The organism is Salinisphaera sp. S4-8 (assembly GCF_040361235.1).
Classification (GTDB): domain Bacteria; phylum Pseudomonadota; class Gammaproteobacteria; order Nevskiales; family Salinisphaeraceae; genus Salinisphaera.
The window spans coordinates 292,252-312,562 of the sequence record NZ_APNF01000005.1 but is presented as its reverse complement, the minus strand read 5'-3'; the positions used below and the strand labels follow the sequence as shown (position 1 = coordinate 312,562).

Sequence of the window (20,311 nt, the reverse complement as noted above, 5' to 3'; positions counted from 1 at the left end):
CGCGGCCGGTATAACGCCGCAGCCCCGGCAACCGGCGGCGGCCGCGCGCGTATCTGACGAGAGGTTTTCGACGCATGCAACGAATCGCAGTACTGGCGCTGGCCGTGGTATTGGCCGGCTGTGCCACCACCCAGCGCACGAGCTTTCCGCCGCCGCAGGGCCCGGCCGGGCCGAGCACGCCCACGCCGCAACGCCCGTCCGGACCGGAGCGCGAGCCGGTCGCGCCGGCCAAGCCGCAGGTCATGCCGCCGCGTTCGGCCCAGGAGGCCAGCAGTCCCGCGGTCCTGTCGCTACTCGGGCGTGCCGATACGCTCGCACGCAACGGCAATATGGACATGGCTGCGGCCACGCTCGAGCGCGCGCTCGATCTGGAGCCGCGCAATCCCTTCGTCTATCAGCGCCTGGCCGCGGTCAAGCTCGCCCAGGGTCAGGGCGCTCAGGCCGAGGCGATGGCGCGCAAGTCCAATAGCGTGGCCGGCGACAATCCCTTCGTACGCGCCGACAACTGGCGTCTGATCGCCGAAGCGCGCCGTGCCGACGGCGATCGTAGCGGCGCGGACGAAGCCATTCAGCGGGCCAGCAACTATCGCACCGCCAGCCAGCAGCTCATGCGATGAGTGCAGCGGCCGGCGCCGCGCTTTTTGCCGATGACCAGGCGCTCGCCCGCGCGCTGCCGGGTTATGCTGCCCGGGCGGGGCAGGCCGAGATGGCGAGTGCTGTCGCCCGTGCGATCGACGCGGGCGAACGCCTCGTCGTCGAGGCCGGTACCGGCACGGGCAAGACCCTGGCCTATCTGCTGCCGGCGCTGGCCTCGCAGCGCAAGATCATCGTCTCCACGGCCACGCGCTATCTGCAAAGCCAGCTCGACGACAAGGACGTGCCGCTGGCCCAGACCGTGCTGGGCCGCGAGGTACATGCCACCGTGCTCAAGGGGCGGGCGAACTATCTGTGCCTGCACCGGCTCAATCTGACCGAGGCCAGCGGCGATCTTTATCTCGCGCCCAAGATCCGCGCGGTACGCGAATGGGCGGCGCGCACGACCACCGGCGATCTGGGCGAATTCGGCGACCTGGGCGATGGCGACGCGTTATGGCCACGTATCACCTCGACCACGGATAATTGCCTGGGCCAGGAATGCCCGTTGTTCGATCAATGCTGGGTCGTGCATGCACGCCGCGAGGCTCAGGCCGCCGATCTGGTGATCGTCAACCACTATCTGCTGTTCGCCGATCTGACCCTGCGGGAGTCCGGGTTTGGCGAGGTGCTGCCCGGCGCCGATGCCATCGTGCTCGACGAGGCCCATCGCCTGCCCGATATCGCCGGACGTTTTTTCGGCCAGGCCTTGTCCGCACGCCAGCTCAAGGATCTGGTGCGCGATGGCCTGGCCGAGCTGGATACGCTGGGTGGCGATATGCCGGGCCTCAAGGCCAAGCTCAAGGATGTCGGCAATGCCGAGCGCCGCTTTGCCGATGCGCTGGGTGATGCGCCCGGCAATCGCAGCTGGGAAGAACTGGCCACCGATATACGCCGGGCTGCGCGCGACGATCTCGCGGCGGCGCTGGTCGCGCTCAAGACCGGCGTGGAACCGGTCGCCAGCCGTAGCGATCGCATGAAAGCGCTCTCGCGGCGCTGTGGCGAACTGGAAACCGCCTTGACCATGGTCAGCGCCAGCGATGCCGACCGTATCAGCTGGCTGGAAAAACGCGGCAACGCCTGGATCTGGCACAGCACGCCGCTGGATGTGGCCACGCCGTTTTCGCGCGCAATCGAAGCCTATCCGGGCGCCTGGATATTCACCTCGGCCACGCTCGCGGTCAAAAACGACCTGAACTATTTCTGTCGCCGGCTCGGGCTGGCCGATGTCGCCCAGCAGGTCTTGCCGAGCCCGTTCGATTACCAGCGCAATGCCATGCTCTACGCGCCGCAGTCGATGCCGGCGCCGAACACGCCCGATTTCGACGACGCCGTGGTTTCGCAGGCGCTGGCGCTCATCGAAGCCTCGGGCGGCGGTACGTTTTTGCTGTGTACCAGTTATCGCGCGGTCGCCCGTTACGGCGAGGCCCTGGCCGCGGCCGGTATCGAGGTGCTCATGCAGGGCAGTGCGCCGCGCACCACGCTACTGGCCGATTTTCGTAACGACGACAATGCCGTACTCGTGGCCACCAGCAGCTTCTGGGAAGGCGTGGACGTACGCGGGCAGGCGCTGCGACTGGTGATTATCGACCGGCTGCCGTTTGCCTCGCCGGCCGACCCGGTACTGGCCGCACGCTTTACCGCGATGAAGGAGGCCGGTGAGAATCCATTCATGGATTATCAGCTGCCGCAGGCGATCATCACGCTCAAACAGGGCGTCGGACGACTCATTCGCGATGCGGCCGACCAGGGCGTGCTCGCGATCTGCGACCCCCGTTTGTTCACGGCCCGCTACGGGGGTGCCATTCGTGCCAGCCTGCCGCCCATGCCGATCACCCGCGATCAGGCGGTGGCCTGCGAATTCCTCGACAGCCTGGCGCCCGCATGAAGCTGCTTGCACTCGATGCCTCGACCGAGGCGTTATCCGTGGCGGTCGTCGACAGCGAGCGCGACTACGAGATCGAACATTTCGAGATCGCGCCCCAGGCGCACGCGCGCCGTTTGTTGCCGCTCGCCCACGAACTGCTGGAACGCGCCGAACTCGCACTCGCCGATCTCGATGGCTTTGCCTTCGGGCGGGGGCCGGGTGCGTTCACCGGCCTGCGGATCGCCGCCGGGCTCGTGCAAGGCCTGGCGGCCGGGGTGGATCGGCCGGTGGTGCCGGTTTCGACACTCGCCGCACTCGCCGCGCGTTGTTTTCATCACGACGAAAAAATCCGGCACGTGCGCGTAGTTCAGGATGCCCGCATGGGCGAGATCTATACTGCGGATTACCAGCGCGGCGAGACGGCCGCGCCGATTGTGATTGAAGAGGAACGGGTGATACGGCCCGAAGCGCTGGACACCGATGACGCCTGGGTACGGGCCGGCAACGGCTGGGGCGTGGTCGCCAGCGCGCGTGGCGTGGCGGCCGATACGCTAGTTGCCCTCGAGCAATGGCCGCACGCGCTGGATATCGCCCGTCTTGCCTGGCCGGTGTTGGCACGCGGCGACGGCGTAGCCGCGGCCCGGGCTCTGCCGGTCTACGTGCGCGACGATGTGACCCGCAAGCCGAGCGGGGCGCGCTGAGATCGCACCGGCCGCGCCAGGCCGGGCGAAAACACAAAACGGAGGAAGACATGCTGTATCGATTGGACGACATCAGCCCGCAAACGCCGGGCGAGGGCCAGTTCTTCGTGGCCGAGAATGCCACGGTGCTGGGCAACGTGACGCTCGAAGTCGATGCCAGTATCTGGTTCAACGCCGTGCTGCGCGGCGACCAGGAACTGATCACCATCGGCCGCGGCAGCAACATCCAGGATGGCTGTGTGCTGCATACCGACCCCGGTTTTCCCTTGACGGTGGGCGCGGACTGCACGGTGGGCCATCAGGCCATGCTGCACGGTTGTACGATTGGCGATAACAGCCTGATCGGGATCAAGGCGACCGTGCTCAACGGCGCGAAGATCGGACGCAACTGTCTGATCGGCGCGGGCGCGCTGGTGCCCGAAGGCAAGGAGATCCCGGACAACAGCATGGTGATCGGCGTGCCCGGGCGGGTGAAACGCGAGCTCAGCGAGGACGACGCCAAGAAGCTCAAGCGCGGCGCCGCCCACTATGTCGAAAACTACAAGCGCTTTCTGGCCGGTCTGGTACCGGTGTCGTCAGCTTAGATAGATATCGAAGCGGATCGCCTTGCCTTCGACCTGGCGATCCGGTTTGGCCAGCGGCGCGGCCCGTGCATGCTGCTTGACCACCACCTGGCGCGTGGCGCGCGTGCGCGCGCTGGCCAGCAACTCGGCTGCGTCGCCATCGGTGCCGATCAATTCGTGCATCCAGGCCAGGGCTTTCTGGGGCCGGGCCTTGCGACGCGGTGTATCGAACATGGGGTCGATATAGATCACATCGAATGGCGCCGCGTCGGCCACGGTTAGCCAGGCGCGCGCGTCGGCATGAATCAACGAGGGCCAGTTGGCCAGCCATGCCGGGGCGGCCAGTCGTGCGCGTTCGCGCGCATCCGCCACGAGCGCGAACAACACGGGATGGCGCTCGATAGCAACGACCTGACAGCCCAGCGCGGCCAGCGTGGCGCTATCGCGGCCGAGCCCGCAGGTGGTATCGAGCACGTGCGCACCCGGATGCCGGCGCAACCCGAGCGCGCCGGCCAGCGGCGAGCGGCGCCCACCCGCGGCGCGTTTGTCCACGCTCGCATCGAGCAGATCGATACGCAGGCCGCGATCGGTCGCAGGCGCCTGCGCATGGTAGAGGGTGAGCCCGTCGGGCTGCTGGCATAGATAAAAACCAGCCTCGGGCGGGGCGTCGCGCATGACAAAGCCACGCACGGCCTCGCTTGCGCCTGCCGTACAGCCGGGTTCGACGATCAGGGGCGGCAGGGTGGTGTGGATCATGATTCATGAACAAGGCGCCGGCCGGCGCTTTCGCGGCCCGGGTTTGGCCGCCGATTGGCCGGGTGTTTTATAGTGACGCCTTTGTTCGCTACGAGTCACGTCATGTCCGAATCCTTCGCCCGCGCCGCGGCGCCGAATGCGCTCGAAGCCCTGCGCGCCCGTACCACGGTGGTTGCCGATAGCGGCGATTTCGAAACCATTCGGGCCTATCGGCCGACCGATGCCACGACGAACCCGAGCCTGGTCCTGCAGGCCGCCGGCGATAGCCGCTATCGGCATCTCGTGGACGAGGCCATGGGTGCTACGCCCGCTGGCGGGCTCACGCGCGTGGAACGACTGATGACGCTGTTCGGGCGCGAACTCACGCAGGTCGTGCCGCGCTATGTGTCCACCGAAGTGGACGCCCGCCTGTCGTTCGATACCGATGCCACCATCCGCAAGGCGCGCGCGCTGATTGCTGACTATGCCGAGCTGGGGGTGGGCGCCGATCGTATCCTGATCAAGATCGCCAGCACCTGGGCCGGTATTCGCGCGGCCAGCGTGCTCGAGGCCGAGGGCATTGCCTGCAACATGACGCTGATCTTTTCGCTGGCCCAGGCCCAGGCCTGTTTCGAGGCGGGGGTGACGCTGATTTCGCCGTTCGTCGGTCGTATTACCGACTGGTACAAGAAAGCCGACGGCGTCGACCATTACGCGCCGGAAGACGATCCGGGCGTAGCCAGTGTGCGCCGTATCAATGCCTATGCAAAAACCCATGGTTATCCGACCCAGGTGATGGCCGCGAGCTTTCGTAACCGCGAACAGATTCTCGCACTGGCCGGGGCCGATCTGATGACCATTTCGCCGGCGCTGCTCGAAGAGCTGGCCGGTCTGGGGCAAAGCGATACGCCGGGCATCACCACGACCGAATCCGATGTGCCGCGGCTGATGCTCGACCGGCGTGCGTTCGATTGGGCCATGAACGCCGATGCCATGGCCACCGAGAAACTCGCCGAGGGTATTCGCCGTTTTGCCGACGATCAGCGCGCGCTGGAAACACAGCTGGGCGGCTGAGCGCGTGCGCGCCGCCGGGGCACGCGTTAGCCGTCGAGGTAATCGAGTACGGCGCTGTAGCCGCCTTCGGTCAGCAGAATGGCGTTGACCGTGCTTTCGTAGATACGCCCGGCCTGGCGCAGCTGCTCGATCTCGCGCGCATCCTGGCTTGCGCTCAGGTAATAGTAGTCGCGGCCCTCGTCGAAACTGTCCTTGAGCTGTTTGAATGCCAGGAACGCCGTGCCTTTCTTGTCACCGCGCTGCTGATCGATTTCCTTCAGGCTCCAGGTCTTTTCGGTCTTGGCCATGCGTTGCTCTCGGGTTGAGTTGGCGCCAAGCTAGCAGGCGCTTAGAAACGGGTCAACGCGACTTTCAAACGCCCGCGTGACGTTGTTCGAACGGCGATGACTCTCGTAATCTATAGGCGCATAGACGCGCATCGATTCTTCACACTGCAGGTACCCGGATGAAAGTCAACGAACTGGTCGCACAATGGCAAGCCAATGCTGGCGAAACGCGCACCGACGAAAGCTACGAGATTCGTCTGCCCCTCTACGACGCGGCCAAGGTGGCAGCCCTGTGCGATCTGTTTCCCGGCCTGACCCAGGAACGTATTCTCACCGATCTGCTGGCGGCCGCCCTGGACGAACTGGCCAGCTCGTTTTCCTACGAACCGGGCACCGAAATCGCGGCCTACGACGAAGAAGGCGACCCGATGTATGCCGATGCCGGGCTGACGCCGCGCTTCCAGGCGCTGGCCAAGGAATATGCCGAGAAGCTGCAGGCGGGCGAGCGTATCGACCAATCCGCCGCGTCGCGCGGTTGATGTCTTGACGCGCGCCACCTCGTCGGGCGCCTGGCGGGCGCGCCTGGAACAGGCGCTGTCGGTCACGATGCCGGTGGGACATCGCGACCCGGGGGACAACCGCCCGATCGCCGCCCACGGGCGGGCGGCGCGCCGTGCGGGCGTGCTCATCCCCGTGGTCGCTGCTGCCGAGCCCTATGTCTATTTCACCCAGCGCAGTGCGGCCCTGCGGCATCATCCAGGCCAGATCAGTTTTCCCGGTGGCAGCATGGAAGCCAGCGATCGCAATGTGGAACACGCCGCGTTGCGCGAAGCCGAGGAAGAAATCGAGCTGCACCCGCGCCATGTCGAAGTGCTTGGCGAGCTACCCGAATACCCGACCGTCACGGGCTTCGTGATCAGCCCCTTCGTCGGCTGGGTGGACCCGAACGCCCAGGTCTACCCGGACGATGCCGAGGTCGCACGGCTGTTCGCCGTGCCGCTGGCGCATGTGCTGGATCTGGACAACTATCGACGCTACCCGTACGAGCGTAACGGCCAGACCTATCAGGTCTACGGCATCGATTACGGCGACGATCATATCTGGGGCGCGACCGCGGGTATTCTGCTCGGCCTCGTACAACGTCTGGCCCATGCCGAACGGCGGCCGCTGGATATGCCGCGCCCGGCCGAAGAGGAGACCGTGCGCCGTGGCCGCTGACAAGTCGGCGCGCGACGAACTCAAGGCGCTGCAGGCGCAGCTGCTGCGTATTCAGCATGTCTTTGCCGCGGGCGGCCACACGGGGGTGATCGTGCTCGAAGGCTGGGATGCAGCCGGCAAGGGCGGGCTGATCCGGCGTATCGCCTGGACGCTCGATCCGCGTTATCTCGATGTGTGGCCGATCAAGGCCCCGGATGCACGCGAACGCCGCGAGCTGTGGCTACAACGCTTCTGGGAGCGCTTGCCCACGGCCAGCGAAATCGCGATCTTCGACCGGAGCTGGTACGGGCGGGTTCTGGTCGAGCCGATCGAGGGCTTCATCACCGAGGCCGAGTGCGAGCGCGCCTACGACGAAATCAATGCCTTCGAGCGCACGCTGGTCGACAACGGTGTACGGCTGGTGAAGCTGTTTCTGGATATCGATGCCGATACCCAGCTCGCGCGTTTTCGTGCCCGCTACGAGAATCCGGCCAAGCGCTGGAAACTCACCGAAGACGATATCCGCAACCGCGCCCGCTGGCAGGATTACGAACAGGCCTATGCGCGCATGTTCGAGCGCTGTTCGACGTCTGCTGCGCCGTGGATCCGTATCGATGCCAACCACAAGTCGCGCGCCCGTGTGGCGGCGTTGCAGCGTATCGTGGCGGTGCTCGGCGCGGGGCTCGATCTGTCCGCCGAGCCCCAGGTCGACCCGATCGTGGAACGGTTCATGTTGGCGAGTTCCTAGGCGTCGTTGTCGCTCTTCGGCGCCCGGTCGTCTATTTTCCGCGCCACGTCCATGAGCGGCTCGATCAGATCCATCGGCAGCGGAAAGACGATGGTGGAGTTGTTGTCGCCGGCGATATCCACGAGCGTTTGCAGATAGCGCAGCTGCAGTGCCTGGGGTTCCTTGGCGAGCTGATTGGCGGCTTCGCGCAGATTTTCTGCGGCCTGCATTTCGCCCTCGGCGTTGATGACCTTGGCCCGACGCGCGCGCTCGGCCTCGGCCTGACGGGCGATCGCGCGGGTCATGCTTTCGTCGAGATCGACCTGCTTGATCTCGACATTGGCCACTTTCAGGCCCCAGGCATCGGTATGCCGGTCGAGAATTTCCTGGATATCGGCATTGAGCTTGTCGCGCTCGGCGAGCATTTCGTCGAGTTCGTGCTTGCCGAGCACGCTGCGCAGGGTGGTCTGGGCGAGTTGGCTGACCGCATCGTAGAAATGCTCGACTTCCACGATCGCCTTGTCGGCATCGATCACGCGGAAATACACCACGGCGTTGACCCGCACCGACACGTTATCGCGCGAGATCACGTCCTGGGGCGGCACATCGAGCACCACCACGCGCATATCGACCTTGACCATCTTCTGGATCACCGGAATGACCAGAAACAGGCCGGGGCCTTTTACCCCGGTCATGCGCCCGAGAGTGAACATCACGCCGCGTTCGTATTCGGGCAGGATCTTGATCGAGGCGAAGATCAGCAGGGCGAGCAGAATGACGATGGCAAAACCGAAATTGATCAGCATGGCTTAGCTCCGCGGTTTGGGCCGACGCGCTGAGGCGTTGCCCGTATGAATGGGGGTATCCGCCGGCCCGGCAGGGCGTACGAATACTTTCAGGCCTTCGGCATCGGTGACGATGAGTTGGTCGTCGCGTGCAACCGGCGTGGGGCTTTGCGCCAGCCAGGATTCGCCGTGCAGCCGCACGCGGCCTTCGTGCTCGAAGTCGGCGAGGGCTACACAACGGCTGCCGATGAGCCCGGCATGGCCGGTCTGTATTTTCTCGCGTCGCGAGCGCAGGAATATATACACGATCCCGAAAAGCAGCAGGGCGCTGGCCACGGCGAGCCCGCCGATCAGGCCGAACGGGATTTCGAAACCGGGTACGTCGGTATCCATAAGCATGATCGAGCCGAACACGAAGGCGGCAACGCCGCCCAGACCCAGAATACCGAAGCTGGGCGCGAACATCTCGGCGATCATCAAACCCGCGCCGAGCGCGATCAGCGCCAGGCCGGCATAGTTGACCGGCAACACCTGAAAAGCGAACAACGCGCACAGCAGGCTGATCGCGCCGACCACGCCCGGCACCGCGGTACCCGGGTTCAGGCCTTCCAGAATCAGGCCATAGATGCCGATCATGAACAGCAGATAGGCAACGGTGGGATTGGTGACCACCGACAGCAGTTCCGTCTGCCAGCCCGGTTCGCGCTGTTCGATCGTCGCGCCGGCGACGTTGAGCTGCTCTGGCCCGGCCACGGTATCGACCTGCCGGCCGTCGAGCGCGGCGAGCAGTTCGGTGGTGTTCGCGGCGATCAGTTCGATGACATTGGCCTCGAGCGCGGCCTTGGCCGACAGGCTCACGCCTTCACGGACCGCTTTTTCGGCCCAGTCGGCATTGCGCCCGCGCTGTTCGGCCAGGCTGCGGATATAGGCCACGGCATCGTTGACCGCCTTGCGGCGTTTGGCGGTGGCATCGTCGGCCGGCGCCTCGCGAGCTTCCGCTTCGTTATCCGGGGAATCGGATGGCGCAGGCGAGGCCGGCTTGCTGTCGCCACCGATCGATACGGGCGTGGCCGCGCCGAGATTGGTGGCTGGCGCCATGGCCGCGATATGACTGGCGTAGAGGATATAAGTGCCGGCACTGGCGGCGCGTGCGCCGCTGGGCGCGACATAGGCGGCGACCGGCACGGATGACGCCAGTATCGCCTTGACGATATCGCGCATCGCGCCGTCGAGCCCGCCGGGCGTATCCAGGCGCAGTATGACCAACGCCGCGTTTGCCTGGGCGGCGGCCGCCAGTTCGTCGTGCACGAAGGCGCTGGTGGCAGGGCCGATGGGCCCGACGATCGGCACTTCGCGCACGCCGGACGCGTCGCTCGCCGAGGGTTGGGCCGAAATCGCGCCGGTGCCCGCCATCAGGACGAACAAGAGCAATCCGATCAACCCTGTGCGTACAAAAGCCATGGGTCGATATTACGCGATCGCGGCGTTTTACGATGCCCGTGCGCCAGCCTGTGTGCGTGCTTTTCCCGAGTGGGCTAGTCGAGGCGTTCGTAGAGCGCGATCAACTGCTGCGTGACCTTGTGACTGGGCGCGTAGTGGATCAGCGGGATCGAGGCGTCGTGGGATTCGCGCACCTTGATCGAAGAGGTGATACGCGTTTCGATCAGCGGATGACCTTCGGCCTTGAGCTCGGCGAGCATGCGCTCGGGCAGTTTCGCCCGCGCCTGAAATTGATTGACCACGATGCCGTCGATCACGAGGTCGGGGTTGTGGTCGTCCTGGATCTCGTGGATGTTGTCGAACAGCGAATACAGCGCCTGGCGGGCGAAATCGTCGCAATCGAAAGGCACGAGACAGCGCTCGGCGGCGATCAGCGCCGATTGCGAATAGAAATTCAGCGCCGGTGGCGTATCGATGAAGATCGCATCGTAATCGTGAAGGCGCGCCAGCGATTGCTTGAGCTTGTAGATCTTGTGCTTGGCCTCGAGCTTGATGCGCAGTTCTTCCAGGTCCGGATGCGCGGCCATCACCGATAGATTTTCGAACGGCGAGGGCGTGATGTAGTCGGCCAGATTACTGCCCGTGCGCGCCCGCGACAGGGTGGATTCGAAGAAATCCGCGCTGCCGGCCTCTGCCTGGCGGTTGTCCGACGACAACAGATACTGGCTGGCATTGCACTGGGCATCCAGATCGATCACCAGCGTGCGCTTGCCGCGCGCGGCAGCGATCGCGGCCAGATTGCACAACAGCGTGGTCTTGCCGACCCCGCCTTTTTGATTGAACACCACGCGACGCGTCATCGATAACCCCCGGTCTGCCCTGGCTATGGCCGGCGTGCTGTAAACGCGCGCCAGCGTAAAACCCGTTTTCTTCCGAATAAGTGAGCTTAGCGGGCTGTCCGCATAGCGTCGAGCCTGTCGACCAGCGCCGGCAGGGCCATGCTCGCGGCCTCGGCGATATGCACATCCACGCAGGGCGATACGGCGGTGGCCTGCGGGTTGACCTCGATGACGGGCGTGGGCCCGTCCACGGCCATTTCCACCAATGCGGCGGCGGGATAGACCTGATTGGAAGTGCCCACGACCAGCACGCAGTCACAGCGATCCAGTTCGGCCCGGGCGCGTTCGAGCGCGGCCATGGGCAGCATCTCGCCAAACCAGACCACGCCCGGGCGCATGCCTGCGCCGCAGGACTGGCACGTTGGGATGGGGGCCTGCTCGTCGGCTTCGGCGACGGCCTGGCGGCGTTCGTCGCCGCATTCACTACAGCGATCGATCCAGATATTGCCGTGCAGTTCGGATACGTCGCGACTGCCGGCCGTACTTTGCAGGCCATCGACATTCTGGGTGGCGATGACCACGTCCATATGCCGTTCCAGCGCCGCGATCGCGCGATGCCCGGCATTGACGCCGCCGCGGGCAATCAGCGTGCGCCGCCAGCGATACCACGCCCAGACCCGTTCCGGGTTGGCGGCAAAGGCCTCCGGCGTGGCCAGATCCTGGGGTGAGAACTGCGCCCAGAGCCCGGTCTGGGCTTCGCGAAAAGTCGGAATACCGGACTCGGCGGACAGCCCCGCGCCCGACAGTACGAGCAGGCGCTGGCTGACGGCGAGTGCGCGGGCCGCGCTATCGATCGTCGGTGTCGAAGGCATGGCTGACGGTCGGCCTGTACGCCGAGTTCATGAAAAGACAGCCCGTCACTCTAACCGGGTGACGGGCGTTCGTCAGCCGTGGCCCAATGTCTAAACGCCTAGCGGCGGCTGCGCGGTGCCTTGACCGCACGCCGACGCGGCATCCATTGCACGTGATAGAGATCGTGGCGACGGTCGAGCATGTTCTGCACGGAGCCGGTGGTACGGGCGTCCAGCAGGACGTCCAGGCGCACATCGGCGATCGCCACCATTTCCACGTTGGGCGTGGTGTCCGCGGCGATGCCGTCGCGGGCGAAGGCGAAATCGCAGGGCGTGATGATCGCGCTCTGGCCATAGTGCAGGTCCATGGCATGCACCCGCGGCAGGTTGCCGACATTGCCGGCGGTGGCCACATAGATCTGGTTTTCAACCGCACGCGCATGGGCCGAGTAGCGCACCCGCAGATGGCCGTTGCGATCTTCGGTGGAATAGGGCACGAACAGCATGTTGATGCCCTGGTCGGCCAGATGTCGACACAGCTCGGGGAATTCGCTGTCGTAGCACACCAGTACGCCAATCGGCCCGCAGTCGGTTTCGATCGCATTGAGCGAATCGCCGCCGACGATATTCCAGTAATGGCGCTCGCCCGGGGTGGGGTGGATCTTGGGCTGCTGGTATTCCGAACCGTCGCGCAGATAGATATAGCCGATATTCTGCAGATCCTCGCCGACCCGGGTCGGATGCGAACCGGCAATGATGTTGATATTGAACTTCACCGCCAGCGAGGCCATCAGCTCACGGAACTCGTCGACGAAATCGGCCAGCCGCTGAATCGCCGCGCGATGACGCAATTCCTCGTTCTTGATCGACAGCAGCTGGACCGTGAACAGTTCCGGAAACACCACGAAATCGGCCTTGGCATCGGCTGTTTCCTGGACGAAATAGGTCACGATCTGGGCGAACTCGTCGAAGGAGTTGATCGCGCGCTGGCCATACTGGATGGTGGCGATACGTACCGTGGCCGGGCGCTGCAGATGCACATGCGAGTCGCCGGCGACGTCCTCACGGTATTTGTACTCCGGATTGCGCCAGAGCAGGTGGGCGCCGTAGCCCATGGATTCTTCATCCGGCGGCAGGTAGTTGGGCATCACGCCCAGCAGTTCGTAGCCCTGGTTGAGCTGAAAGCTCAGTACCGAATCGCGGATTTCCTTGTTCTGGACCGCCTCGACATAGGCCTCTGCGCTGCCGTACTTCTTGAAGCGGCGCTTGAGGCCGGGCAGGCGCCCGGAGAAGACGATGCCCTTGAGCCCGAGCTTGATGCACAGTGCTTCACGTTCGCGATAGAGGCGCTGGCCGATACGCAGACCGCGGGCCTCCGGGTCCACGCAGATTTCATAGCCGTAGAGATAATCGCCGTCGATATCGTGGGTGGAGCCGTAGCCGTTGCCGGTGATGCGGGCCCAGGTATGCGGACGCATGACCTGCTCTTCGGGCAGGCACAGGGTCGCGCAGTAGCCGACCACGACGTCCTCGTAGACTGCGACCAGTTGGCCTTCGGGGAAGTTGTTGATCTGGCCGCGCAGCTCGTCGAAGGTGTAATCGTCGAGGTTGGGATAGGTACGTTGTACCACCCGATTGATCGCCGGAATATCCGACAGATTGGCGGTACGAACGATCAGACGTGAACGGCTTTGGCTGGGCATGAACGATCCCTCGTTGGCGATGACGAGGCGATACGCAACGCATGCTGGCGCGCGTATCGCCTCGATCGATGATTACGGCATGAATACCGAACCGCGCGCCGGCATCAACCGCCGCGGCTGGCTTTCTTGCGCTCGTGTTCCTTGAGCCAGCGTTTGCGCACGCGCACGTTGGCAGGGGTGATTTCGACGAGTTCGTCGTCGTTGATGAATTCCAGCGCCTGTTCCAGGGTCATGCGAATGGGCGGGGTGAGCACGATATTCTCGTCCGAGCCGGCCGCGCGCACGTTGGTGAGCTGCTTGGCCTTGAGCACGTTCACGGTGAGATCGTTCTCGCGCGAATGAATACCCACGACCATGCCTTCATAGACCTCATCGCCGGGCGAGACCATCATCTTGCCGCGATCCTGCAGATTGAACAGGGCAAAGCCCACGGCCTTGCCGGCGGCATTTGAAATGAGCACGCCGGAATGGCGCTGGCCGATGGCATCCGCGCCTTTCGGCCCGTAGTGATCGAACACATGGGTGACGATGCCGGTGCCCGAGGTCAGGCTCATGAACTCGGTCTGAAAACCGATCAAGCCGCGCGAGGGGATCATGAATTCCAGGCGCGTACGGCCGTTGCCGTCGGGCTGCATGTTCTGCAGCTGGCCACGGCGCTGGTTGAGGTTGTCGATGACCGCGCCCTGGTGTTCGTCCTCGATATCGCAGATCAGCAGTTCGTAGGGCTCGTGGATTTCGCCGTCGACTTCACGGGTGACCACTTCCGGCCGCGAGACCGAAAGCTCGTAGCCTTCGCGGCGCATGGTTTCCAGCAGCACCGACAGATGCAGCAGGCCACGCCCGGACACCTTGAAGCGATCCGGATCGCTGGTCAGATCCACGCGCATGGCGACGTTGGACTTGAGTTCGCGATAGAGGCGCTCGCGAATCTGGCGCGAGGTGAGGTAGTCGCCGTCCTTGCCGGCCAGCGGCGACTTGTTGACCTCGAAGGTCATGCTCATGGTCGGCTCGTCGACGGTCAGCGCGGGCAACGCCTCGGGCGCGCTGGTATCGCAGAGCGTGTCGGAAATATCGAGTCCGTCCATGCCGGTCAGCGCAACGATATCGCCGGCCTGGGCCTGATCGACTTCCACCCGGTTGAGGCCGAGAAAGCCGAATACGCCCGCGATCTTGGCGTTGCGCTTGTTGCCTTCGCGATCGACGATGGTGATCTGGGTGGCCGGTTTGATCGCGCCGCGCGCGATACGGCCGATACCGATCTGGCCGACGAAGCTGTTGTAGTCCAGCGTGGTGATCTGCATCTGGAACGGGCCGTCGGTCTTGACCGGGGGCGAGGGCACGCGTTCGGTGATGGTACGGAACAGCGGCTTCATGTCGCCTTCGCGCACGTCGTCTTCCAGTCCGGCATAGCCGCCCAGCGCCGAGGTGTAGACGGTGGGGAAATCCAGCTGTTCGTCGGTGGCACCGAGCGAGTCGAACAGATCGAAGGTCTGGGTGAGCACCCAGTCCGGGCGTGCGCCGTCGCGGTCGATCTTGTTGATCACCACGATCGGCTTCAGGCCCAGCTCGAAGGCCTTTTCGGTTACGAACCGCGTCTGCGGCATGGGGCCGTCGACGGCATCGACGAGCAGCAGCACCGAGTCCACCATCGACAGCACGCGCTCGACTTCGCCGCCGAAGTCGGCATGGCCGGGGGTGTCGACGATGTTAATGCGATAGTTTTCGTTGCTGTCCGGGTCGCGCCATTCGATGGCGGTATTCTTGGACGTAATCGTGATGCCGCGCTCTTTTTCCAGATCGTTGGAATCCATGATCCGATCGGCGACTTCCTCGCGCGCTTCGAAGGTGCCGGACTGGCGCAGCAGGCAGTCCACGAGCGTGGTCTTGCCATGGTCCACGTGGGCGATAATCGCGATATTGCGCAGGTTGTCGATCATAGAGGCCGTGGCCGGTAGAAAATAAAGCGCGCCATTATCCGTGAAGCAGCCGCTCCCCGGCTAGGCCCCGCGCCGCGACGCCCGCGGATTTTCTTGCACTGCAGCGCGCAATGGCAGCCGCTATCAGCGTTACCGGCGGTTGCCCGTTTTAAAAACATCCGGGCACATGAGCGCGTCAGGCGCGCCCGACCCCATATCAGGGCTGATATTGCGCAGCTGCGGCATGCGAAGCGGGCGCCGCCGCACGCACACATGCCTACTTTTGCCGGCCGCAGATAGCTGCATGCGACAATAAGTCGATGAACAATGCCCCGCCCGCGCGCGAGACGCGCTATCTGCAACGCGGCAGCCGGATGTACTGGCGTGCGAATCTGGCGCTGTTCGCAGCCGGCTTCGCAACGTTTTCCTCCATGTACGCGGTGCAGCCGCTCATGCCCGCATTCGCGCGCGAATTCGATGTCAGCGCGGCGGCGAGCAGTCTGTCGTTGTCGGTGACCACGGGCGTGCTCGCCTTCACGCTATTGCTGGCCGGGCTGATGTCCGAGGCGATCGAGCGCAAGCCGGTGATGATCGCGTCGCTGATCGGCTCGGCCGTGTTGTCGATCGCGGCCGCGCTCGCGCCGGGCTGGTGGTCGCTGCTGGCCGCGCGGGCGCTCGAAGGCGTGGCCCTGGGTGGCGTGCCGGCGTTGGCGATTGCTTATCTATCCGAAGAGATCGCGCCTTCCGATCTGGGTACCGCCACCGGTTTGTATATCGGCGGTACCGCTACTGGTGGCATGGGCGGACGCGTGATCACCGGTTTCATTTCCGAATACGCGGACTGGCGCGTGGCGCTCGCCACGATCGGCGTAATCGGTCTGGTTGCGACCGTGCTGTTCTTCTGGCTGCTGCCGCGCTCGCAGAACTTCACCGCCAAGCGCGGCATGTCGCTGGCCCAGCACGCCGGGCCGATCGGTGAACATCTACGCCACAAGGCGTTGCCCTGGGTGTTCGTCTGTGGCTTTTTGTTCATGGGCGCGTTCGTGTCCGTGTACAACTACATCGGCTTTCGCTTGAGCGAAGCACCGTTTTCGCTCGGCCAGGGCGCGATCGGATCGGTCTTCGTGATCTATATTCTCGGCATTCTCACGTCGCCTATTGCCGGGCGGGTGGCCGATAGCGCCGGCCGTCCGCCGGTGTTGCTGTTCGCGATCGTGTGCATGGCCGCCGGGCTGGCCGTCATGTGGCCGGACAACCTCATTGCCGTCGTGCCGGGCATGGCACTGCTGACCATCGGTTTCTTTGCCGGGCATTCCACTGCCAGCGGTTTTGTCGGCCTGCTCGCCGAACGCGGCAAGGGCCATGCTGCCGGGCTGTATCTGCTGGGCTACTACCTTGGCTCGAGCGTGGTTGGCTCGCTGGGCGGGCTGTTCTGGAGCGCGGCCGGCTGGGCCGGGGTGACGCTGATGGTCGCGGTGGTCCTGCTCGCCGGGCTGGCGGTCACGCTGTGGCTGATGCGCTGGCGCCGACGTGAAGCCGGCAGCGCCTGACGCCGTTCGAAACGGTGGCTTAAAACCCGCCGCGAAAGGTTTCGTAAAGCAGAAACACATTCAGCGCGATTACCACACAGGCGATCGCCCAGGCGGCGATGGTCGTGGCGCGGTGGTTGACCAGATCGCCCATGATCTCGCGGTTGGAGCAGAACAGCAGCAACGGAATCAACGCGAACGGAATACCGAAGGACAACACCACCTGGCTCATTACCAGGGCCGTGGTGGCATCCACGCCCATGCCCAGAATGACCAATGGCGGGGCCATGGTGATCATGCGGCGTGCGAACAACGGAATCTGGCGGGCGATAAAGCCCTGCATGACCACCTGGCCGCTCATCGTGCCTACCGAGGAACTGGAAAAGCCGCTTGCCAGCAGGCCGAGGCCGAACAAGCCGGCCGCGGCCGGCCCGGCGTATTCGCCGAGCTGGGCGAAGGCACCTTCCAGGGTGGTTACGGGCGTCGTTGCGCCGAAGAACAGCCCCGCGGCCATGACCAGCATGGCGGCATTGATCAGGCCGGCCACGCCCATGGCGATAAGGATATCGATGAACTCGAAGCGAAAGATGCGCCGGCGTTCGCTGGCACTGCGCCCGACCACACGCCGCTGGGTGAGCGCCGAATGCAGATAGATGACATGCGGCATGACGGTCGCGCCCAGAATACCGGCAGCGAGCATCACGCTATGGCTGCCTTCGAAGCCGGGGATCAGACCCAGGGCCAGGTCGTCCATCGCCGGGTCGGCGACATAGACTTCGTAGGCAAAGGACACGATCACCACGCCCACCAGCGCGGTAATGCCGGCTTCGAGCGGGCGAAAACCGCGCCGCTGAAGCTCCAGCAGGCCGAAGGAAAACACGCCAGTGATCAGGGCCGCCGGAAACAGCGGAATGCCGAATAGCAGGTACAGCCCCAACGCGCCGCCGATGAACTCGGCCAGATCGGTGGCGATGGCGATGATTTCTGCCTGAATCCACAGCGCAATGGTGACCGGCCGCGGAAAACGCGCGCGACAGACTTCCGGCACGTTCTTGCCGGTGGCAATACCCAGCTTGGCCGACATGCTCTGGATGACGATGGCCATGACATTGGCCACCACCACGACCCACAACAGCAGATAACCGAAGGTGGAGCCGGCCTGGATATTGGTCGCGAAATTGCCGGGGTCGATATATGCCACGGCGGCGATGAAGGCCGGCCCGAGAAACGGCCACAGTCCGCGCAGCCCGCGATGATGGCCGTCCAGCGCGGCCTGGGCAGCACGAATGGTGGCCCCTTCGCCGGGCAGCATATCGGCGGATTGGCTGTGGGGATCGGCGCTCACGCGCTTGCGGTCCAGGCGCGTGTAATTGGTGGCATCAATCGAGTATGACTCGAGACTATAAAACTTAGCATGGGCTGAATTTAGCGATCGCAATCGATGCGGTCAATAGGGAAATGGCTGGCGCCCAGCGGCGGGCACCGTACAATTGCCGTATGCCGCACAATGCCTTATCGCCGTCGCCCGTTTCAGACACCGTGCTCGCCGGGCCCATCCTGCGCCAGGCGCGCCCGCAGCGGCTGGTGCTATGGCTGGCCGTATCGCAGCCGGTGGACTTGGCGCTGGCGTTGTACCGTGACGACGACGGCCGGCGTCAGATCGCCGACGACACGATCGCCCTCGATCGCTACCGGCGCGATCTGCGTATCGGCGAGCACGCCTGGCTTGTATTCATCGATATCGATCTGGCCGCCGCCGGGGTCGATGCGCTGGCCGAAGATACGCCGATCGGCTACGACCTGTTGCTCGAAGAGGCGCGGCATTCGCTGGCCGTACTCGATCCAGGCCTGTGTTATCCGGGCGAGGCGCGCCCACGCTTTGTCATCAAGACCCGGCTCGACAGCCTGCTGCATGGCTCCTGCCGGCGCCCCCATCATCCGTCGGGCGACGGCATGGCGCGTGCGGATCGCTGGCTGGGCGAGCGCCGCGACGATAGCCGAACCTGGCCGGTGGCGGTGTTGCTGACCGGCGATCAGATCTATGCCGACGACGTCGCCGGGCCCATGCTGCGCGCGATTCATGCGCTCATTGCCCGGCTTGGGGTATGGCCGGAAACGCTCGAAGGCGCCGTGCTCGACGACAGCGATGCGCTGTATGCCTGTAGTGCCTGCTATTACCGGCGCGACGAATTGCTGCCGCAGGAAAAGGTCAACCGCGATCTGCGCGACCGCTTTTTCGGCGGTACGCGCAAACCGGTGTTTACTTCGGCTTCCTCCGGCAACCACCTGATTACGCTTGCCGAAGTGTTGGCGATGTATTTGCTGTGCTGGTCGGACGCGGCCTGGCGCGGGCTCGAATACACGCCGCCCGCCCTCGACGAGCAGGAGCGCGAACGCTACGACGCAGAGGCGGCGATCATCGAGCGCTTCGTGGCCGAACTGCCGGGCGTGCGCCGGCTCATGGCCAACAGCGTGACCGCCATGATCTTCGACGATCACGATGTTACGGACGACTGGAACCTCACCGGCGAATGGATGGATACCGCCTACGGTCATCCGTTTTCACGCCGTATCATCGGCAATGCCCTGGTTGCGTATCTGTTATGCCAGGGCTGGGGCAACCGGCCGGAGGTGTTCGAGGACAGCGTCTGGCCCAGCGTCGAAACGTATTACGCCAGCCGCGACAATACCGCCCACGACGCGCTCATCGACACGCTGCTGGCCTTTCATCGCTGGGATTTCATGCTCGACACCGAACCGGGCGTGTTGGTGCTGGATACACGCACCCGGCGCTGGCGGCGCGGGCGCGCGCCGGCCAAGCCCTCGGGGCTGATGGACTGGGAAGCGCTCAGCGACATGCAGACCCAGCTCATGCATCGCGAGAGCGTGGTGATGGTGTCGGCCGCGCCGATTTTCGGCGTCAAGCTCATCGAGAACATCCAGCGCGTATTCACCTGGTTCGGCAAGCCGTTGATGGTGGACGCCGAAAACTGGATGGCGCACCCGGGCGCGGCCCATACGCTGCTCAACATATTCCGCCACGGCAATACGCCGAAGAACTTCACCATCCTGTCGGGCGATGTGCATTACTCGTTCGTCTACGATGTGACCCTGCGTTTTTCGGCCGCCCGCCAGAAGATCTGGCAGATCACCAGCTCCGGGGTGAAAAACGAGTTCCCCCGCAAACTGCTCGACTGGTTCGATCGTCTCAACCGCTGGTTGTATGCGCCGTACTCGCCGCTGAACTGGTTCACCAAGCGTCGGCGTATGCGTATCTATCCGCGTCGGCCGGTGCCGGCCGATCACGGCGAACGGCTGGTGAACGGCGCGGGCATGGGCTATGTACGCTTCAACGACGCCGGCCAGCCCAGCGATATTCGGGAACTGTGTGCCGACGATTCCGATGTGCGCTTCGAAGCCAGCGATCACGAACAGGTATGAGTATTGAACCTCGCGCGTCGTGCGTTGCCGAAGGCCGGGTAATG

General features: G+C 64.5%; 19 protein-coding genes. 10 read left to right on the top strand and 9 right to left on the bottom strand.

Features of this window, described 5'->3' with window-relative positions; genetic code table 11:
- The first annotated feature begins 74 nt into the window (after positions 1–74).
- The 4 genes from S4A8_RS10030 to S4A8_RS10015 are packed head-to-tail and all read left to right on the top strand — an operon-like array spanning position 75 to position 3,785.
- The gene (locus tag S4A8_RS10030; RefSeq protein ID WP_353178572.1) at positions 75–617 is read left to right on the top strand and encodes a tetratricopeptide repeat protein; all 543 of its coding nucleotides are present in this window, start codon (positions 75–77) and stop codon (positions 615–617) included.
- Positions 614–2,521: a DNA repair helicase YoaA gene (gene yoaA / locus S4A8_RS10025; protein WP_353220033.1), complete on the top strand. Its 1,908-nt coding sequence runs from the start codon at positions 614–616 to the stop codon at positions 2,519–2,521. The genes S4A8_RS10030 and yoaA overlap by 4 nt, the downstream gene beginning before the upstream one ends.
- Positions 2,518–3,201 carry a tRNA (adenosine(37)-N6)-threonylcarbamoyltransferase complex dimerization subunit type 1 TsaB gene (gene tsaB / locus S4A8_RS10020; RefSeq protein ID WP_353220032.1) on the top strand — a complete coding sequence of 228 codons (684 nt, stop codon included), beginning with the start codon at positions 2,518–2,520 and terminating at the stop codon, positions 3,199–3,201. Before yoaA ends, tsaB begins: the two co-directional genes overlap by 4 nt.
- A 50-nt stretch (positions 3,202–3,251) precedes the next feature.
- A complete protein-coding gene (locus S4A8_RS10015; protein WP_353220031.1) occupies positions 3,252–3,785 on the top strand; it encodes a gamma carbonic anhydrase family protein in 534 nt (177 codons plus the stop codon).
- Here S4A8_RS10015 and S4A8_RS10010 read toward each other — a convergent pair.
- Complete coding sequence (locus S4A8_RS10010) at positions 3,777–4,520, bottom strand: class I SAM-dependent methyltransferase (protein ID WP_353220030.1); 744 nt, start codon at positions 4,518–4,520, stop codon at positions 3,777–3,779. The two genes, S4A8_RS10015 and S4A8_RS10010, sit on opposite strands and share 9 nt — an antisense overlap.
- A 102-nt stretch (positions 4,521–4,622) precedes the next feature.
- On the opposite strand from S4A8_RS10010, the gene S4A8_RS10005 reads away from it, so the two are divergent.
- On the top strand, positions 4,623–5,573 hold the full coding sequence (locus S4A8_RS10005) for a transaldolase (protein WP_353220029.1): 951 nt from the start codon (positions 4,623–4,625) through the stop codon (positions 5,571–5,573).
- A gap of 26 nt (positions 5,574–5,599) precedes the next feature.
- On the opposite strand, the gene S4A8_RS10000 is transcribed toward S4A8_RS10005, so the two are convergent.
- Positions 5,600–5,860, bottom strand: a complete 261-nt coding sequence (locus tag S4A8_RS10000) for a hypothetical protein (protein WP_353178581.1) — start codon at positions 5,858–5,860, stop codon at positions 5,600–5,602.
- 158 nt (positions 5,861–6,018) lie between these two features.
- Between S4A8_RS10000 and S4A8_RS09995 the strand changes: the two genes are divergently transcribed.
- Genes S4A8_RS09995 through S4A8_RS09985 form a run of 3 tightly spaced genes read left to right on the top strand, consistent with a single transcriptional unit; the run spans position 6,019 to position 7,784 of the window.
- Entirely contained in the window at positions 6,019–6,378 is a 360-nt protein-coding gene (locus S4A8_RS09995; protein ID WP_353178583.1) for a type 1 pili tip component, read from the top strand.
- Between the two features lie 4 nt (positions 6,379–6,382).
- Entirely contained in the window at positions 6,383–7,057 is a 675-nt protein-coding gene (locus S4A8_RS09990) for a CoA pyrophosphatase (protein ID WP_353220028.1), read from the top strand.
- Positions 7,047–7,784 (top strand): polyphosphate kinase 2 family protein, encoded by a 738-nt coding sequence (locus S4A8_RS09985; RefSeq protein ID WP_353220027.1) that lies wholly within the window; start codon positions 7,047–7,049, stop codon positions 7,782–7,784. Before S4A8_RS09990 ends, S4A8_RS09985 begins: the two co-directional genes overlap by 11 nt.
- Here the strand turns inward: S4A8_RS09985 and S4A8_RS09980 are convergent.
- From S4A8_RS09980 to typA, 6 genes are all read right to left on the bottom strand, one after another.
- Positions 7,781–8,569, bottom strand: a complete 789-nt coding sequence (locus tag S4A8_RS09980) for a slipin family protein (protein WP_353220026.1) — start codon at positions 8,567–8,569, stop codon at positions 7,781–7,783. The genes S4A8_RS09985 and S4A8_RS09980 overlap by 4 nt on opposite strands.
- A gap of 3 nt (positions 8,570–8,572) precedes the next feature.
- The gene (locus tag S4A8_RS09975) at positions 8,573–10,009 is read right to left on the bottom strand and encodes an NfeD family protein (RefSeq protein ID WP_353220025.1); all 1,437 of its coding nucleotides are present in this window, start codon (positions 10,007–10,009) and stop codon (positions 8,573–8,575) included.
- Positions 10,010–10,083: 74 nt separating this feature from the next.
- Positions 10,084–10,848, bottom strand: coding sequence for a ParA family protein (locus S4A8_RS09970; RefSeq protein ID WP_353220024.1), 765 nt, complete (start codon positions 10,846–10,848; stop codon positions 10,084–10,086).
- 86 nt (positions 10,849–10,934) lie between these two features.
- Entirely contained in the window at positions 10,935–11,699 is a 765-nt protein-coding gene (locus tag S4A8_RS09965) for an SIR2 family NAD-dependent protein deacylase (RefSeq protein WP_353220023.1), read from the bottom strand.
- A 98-nt stretch (positions 11,700–11,797) separates the two neighbouring features.
- Positions 11,798–13,381 (bottom strand): GNAT family N-acetyltransferase, encoded by a 1,584-nt coding sequence (locus S4A8_RS09960; RefSeq protein ID WP_353220022.1) that lies wholly within the window; start codon positions 13,379–13,381, stop codon positions 11,798–11,800.
- A gap of 104 nt (positions 13,382–13,485) precedes the next feature.
- Complete coding sequence (gene typA / locus S4A8_RS09955) at positions 13,486–15,318, bottom strand: translational GTPase TypA (RefSeq protein ID WP_353178597.1); 1,833 nt, start codon at positions 15,316–15,318, stop codon at positions 13,486–13,488.
- A 299-nt stretch (positions 15,319–15,617) separates the two neighbouring features.
- On the opposite strand from typA, the gene S4A8_RS09950 reads away from it, so the two are divergent.
- Positions 15,618–16,847 (top strand): MFS transporter, encoded by a 1,230-nt coding sequence (locus tag S4A8_RS09950; protein ID WP_353220021.1) that lies wholly within the window; start codon positions 15,618–15,620, stop codon positions 16,845–16,847.
- A gap of 19 nt (positions 16,848–16,866) precedes the next feature.
- On the opposite strand, the gene S4A8_RS09945 is transcribed toward S4A8_RS09950, so the two are convergent.
- The gene (locus tag S4A8_RS09945) at positions 16,867–18,138 is read right to left on the bottom strand and encodes an Nramp family divalent metal transporter (RefSeq protein ID WP_353220072.1); all 1,272 of its coding nucleotides are present in this window, start codon (positions 18,136–18,138) and stop codon (positions 16,867–16,869) included.
- 227 nt (positions 18,139–18,365) lie between these two features.
- Between S4A8_RS09945 and S4A8_RS09940 the strand changes: the two genes are divergently transcribed.
- Positions 18,366–20,267 (top strand): metallophosphoesterase family protein, encoded by a 1,902-nt coding sequence (locus tag S4A8_RS09940; RefSeq protein WP_353220020.1) that lies wholly within the window; start codon positions 18,366–18,368, stop codon positions 20,265–20,267.
- The last annotated feature ends 44 nt before the right edge of the window (positions 20,268–20,311 follow it).

Excerpts from the sequence above, each read along its gene's own strand:
- S4A8_RS10030 (WP_353178572.1), top strand. The coding sequence starts at position 75 with ATGCAACGAATCGCAGTACTGGCGCTGGCCGTGGTATTGGCCGGCTGT.
- yoaA (WP_353220033.1), top strand. The coding sequence starts at position 614 with ATGAGTGCAGCGGCCGGCGCCGCGCTTTTTGCCGATGACCAGGCGCTC.
- tsaB (WP_353220032.1), top strand. The coding sequence starts at position 2,518 with ATGAAGCTGCTTGCACTCGATGCCTCGACCGAGGCGTTATCCGTGGCG.
- S4A8_RS10015 (WP_353220031.1), top strand. The coding sequence starts at position 3,252 with ATGCTGTATCGATTGGACGACATCAGCCCGCAAACGCCGGGCGAGGGC.
- S4A8_RS10010 (WP_353220030.1), bottom strand. The coding sequence starts at position 4,520 with ATGATCCACACCACCCTGCCGCCCCTGATCGTCGAACCCGGCTGTACG.
- S4A8_RS10005 (WP_353220029.1), top strand. The coding sequence starts at position 4,623 with ATGTCCGAATCCTTCGCCCGCGCCGCGGCGCCGAATGCGCTCGAAGCC.
- S4A8_RS10000 (WP_353178581.1), bottom strand. The coding sequence starts at position 5,860 with ATGGCCAAGACCGAAAAGACCTGGAGCCTGAAGGAAATCGATCAGCAG.
- S4A8_RS09995 (WP_353178583.1), top strand. The coding sequence starts at position 6,019 with ATGAAAGTCAACGAACTGGTCGCACAATGGCAAGCCAATGCTGGCGAA.
- S4A8_RS09980 (WP_353220026.1), bottom strand. The coding sequence starts at position 8,569 with ATGCTGATCAATTTCGGTTTTGCCATCGTCATTCTGCTCGCCCTGCTG.
- S4A8_RS09975 (WP_353220025.1), bottom strand. The coding sequence starts at position 10,009 with ATGGCTTTTGTACGCACAGGGTTGATCGGATTGCTCTTGTTCGTCCTG.
- S4A8_RS09970 (WP_353220024.1), bottom strand. The coding sequence starts at position 10,848 with ATGACGCGTCGCGTGGTGTTCAATCAAAAAGGCGGGGTCGGCAAGACC.
- S4A8_RS09965 (WP_353220023.1), bottom strand. The coding sequence starts at position 11,699 with ATGCCTTCGACACCGACGATCGATAGCGCGGCCCGCGCACTCGCCGTC.
- S4A8_RS09960 (WP_353220022.1), bottom strand. The coding sequence starts at position 13,381 with ATGCCCAGCCAAAGCCGTTCACGTCTGATCGTTCGTACCGCCAATCTG.
- typA (WP_353178597.1), bottom strand. The coding sequence starts at position 15,318 with ATGATCGACAACCTGCGCAATATCGCGATTATCGCCCACGTGGACCAT.
- S4A8_RS09950 (WP_353220021.1), top strand. The coding sequence starts at position 15,618 with ATGAACAATGCCCCGCCCGCGCGCGAGACGCGCTATCTGCAACGCGGC.
- S4A8_RS09945 (WP_353220072.1), bottom strand. The coding sequence starts at position 18,138 with ATGCTGCCCGGCGAAGGGGCCACCATTCGTGCTGCCCAGGCCGCGCTG.